2 protein-coding genes and 1 pseudogene are annotated in these 2,062 nt (G+C 36.6%); all 3 read left to right on the forward strand.

Annotated features, from left to right (window positions below):
- The first annotated feature begins 46 nt into the window (after positions 1 to 46).
- Positions 47 to 559 carry a DUF6933 domain-containing protein gene (locus BTO22_RS13590; RefSeq protein ID WP_105055964.1) on the forward strand — a complete coding sequence of 171 codons (513 nt, stop codon included), beginning with the start codon at positions 47 to 49 and terminating at the stop codon, positions 557 to 559.
- Between the two features lie 726 nt (positions 560 to 1,285).
- On the forward strand, positions 1,286 to 1,600 hold the full coding sequence (locus tag BTO22_RS13600; RefSeq protein ID WP_061030684.1) for a VOC family protein: 315 nt from the start codon (positions 1,286 to 1,288) through the stop codon (positions 1,598 to 1,600).
- A 202-nt stretch (positions 1,601 to 1,802) separates the two neighbouring features.
- Positions 1,803 to 2,062, forward strand: a pseudogene (locus BTO22_RS20035) (hypothetical protein); the annotation flags it as partial.

Genomic DNA, 2,062 nt, shown 5'->3' on the forward strand with positions numbered 1-2,062 from the left:
ATGTTGTTGGTGTAAAATAAGGTTTTTCAACACCTTGGGGTGAGCTATGTTTCAGTTTAAATGTACCAAAAAAGTTCAAGATTTCATTGGCCTGAAACCAAGTGACTTAAGTGAAATTGAACCTGAAAGGTTTGTTCTAGGTAATTGGTTTGTTAACTCTTTTATCCAAAATCGTCGTAAAGTTTTAGTCTTTATGGAAGAGAAAACATTATTCTCATTTATTATTGGTGTCAGAAAAGAACATATCAAAACGTTAAGAAAGCATTTTTTGGAAGGACTGTGTTTACAGTTGAAAGCTGAAGACATTAGCCCTCAGACGGTGTTAGCATTTTCAAATAATGAAACGGTGCTGCATTATGCTAAAACCGATAATAGAAGTAAGGTAGGCTCTATGACTGACCTTATTAATTTGTATAGCGCATGGATTGAATCAGCAGGTGGTTTGTCTGAAATTGACGTTGTTGAGATGGGAATGAAACTTAACAGAGTGCCTCAAACGAATCTAAAACTGACTTACGCAATTGATGAGCTTAGATACGCGCTTGGAGAAACAACATAACAATCGCATCAACACGATTTACTACACTCGGCATCTCAGGTTGTCGGGTGTTTCTCGTTTTAAGGCGTCAATATTTAGTATAATTGCATAGTAGTAAACGTGTTATGCAGGCGTTGTGCGTACTGAGTCCGAAATTTTTTGCACGGTTCATCAAAAGGATCGCGGCTTTCGTAGTTTTGGCTTAGTAAGCGTTCCTTTCTTCTTTGTTTCCTTTTGGTTTCCGTTATTATCAGGTTCGGCAAATTAATCCTTATTTCCCTAAGTTTAGGCGTTTCAGAAGCTAATTTACGCTTCAATTGTTCTTTGGTTATGCCTCATTTTAGCCTGTATCAGTGTTTTCCTCGCAGCATTTTCAATCCCAGTTGTGGCAAGGATATTTGGTTTATCAGTTTCAAATATGCTGAAACCAAGTCGTTCAAATGGCATAAAAAGTGTATTTGTTTTCCATTTTCTTTATCTCGCAATTTAAGAACATTTTGTTCGCTTAATTACTATCGGTAAATTAGAATCAGGACTTAGAAAATCTTGGCAGGGCAGTTCTTTACCAAGTTTGCCAAGCCGAAAGTAAGCACGCACAACAATCGCATCAACACGATTTATTACATTCGGCGTTCTGGGTTTGCCTTTAGTTTTGTGATTAAGGCGGTTAATTCAGGTTGGTTTGTATAGTAATAAACGTGTTATGCCAGCGTTATATGCTTGAAGTGGAAATAATAAGGATATTCAATGAAGTTCAATCATTTAGGTATACCAACAACAGAACGGTTCGATGGTGAAATAGATTTACCTCATTTGAAAATGACAGTATCTGACCATCAGAATAATCCTTACGGGATCCAGTGGCAGCGTTTTTGGGCTGATGCTCCATATCCTGAATTGGTAAAAACAGTTCCTCACGCCGCTTTTGAAGTTGATGACTTAATGGCTGAAATTAAAGGTAAGAAAGTCATAATTGAACCTAATTCACCAAGTGAAGGCTTAATTGTTGCATTTATTGAAGTAAACGGCGCTCCAGTTGAGTTGATGGAATATTCTAAATAGTTGGGTGAATGATGCTTCTCAGGTCAGCTTTGAGATAAGTCAGTTAGCTGACTTTAAGAACGCATATAACAAATGCATCAACACGATTTGCTACATTCGGCGTTGTCAGTTTGCCTTTAGTTTCAGTGGTTAAGGCGTTAAAATTCAGCTAGGTCTGTATGGTAGCAAACGTGTTATGCAGGCGTTATATTAGCGGGGGAATATGTATAGATCAGAAGTAACTCATTTGTATAAATACAGAGCATTCAATGAATTTACGTTAGATATTATTGCTAACAATAAGGTTTATCTTCCTAAACCGGTAGTATTTAATGACCCATATGACTGCAAAATAGAAATTGATAAAAATGTTTCTATGACTGAATATTTAACAATATTAAAGCACGATGCAGCGCGGTATTTTGTGCCTAATGAGCAATTAGAAATGGAAATTTTGAAGGTAAAAAATCAAGGGGTTATACG

Source organism: Aliivibrio sifiae, assembly GCF_002954705.1.
Lineage (GTDB): Bacteria > Pseudomonadota > Gammaproteobacteria > Enterobacterales > Vibrionaceae > Aliivibrio > Aliivibrio sifiae_A.

Bases quoted from the DNA above. Each gene is read 5' to 3' on its own strand.
- BTO22_RS13590 (WP_105055964.1), top strand. From the start codon at position 47: ATGTTTCAGTTTAAATGTACCAAAAAAGTTCAAGATTTCATTGGCCTG.
- BTO22_RS13600 (WP_061030684.1), top strand. From the start codon at position 1,286: ATGAAGTTCAATCATTTAGGTATACCAACAACAGAACGGTTCGATGGT.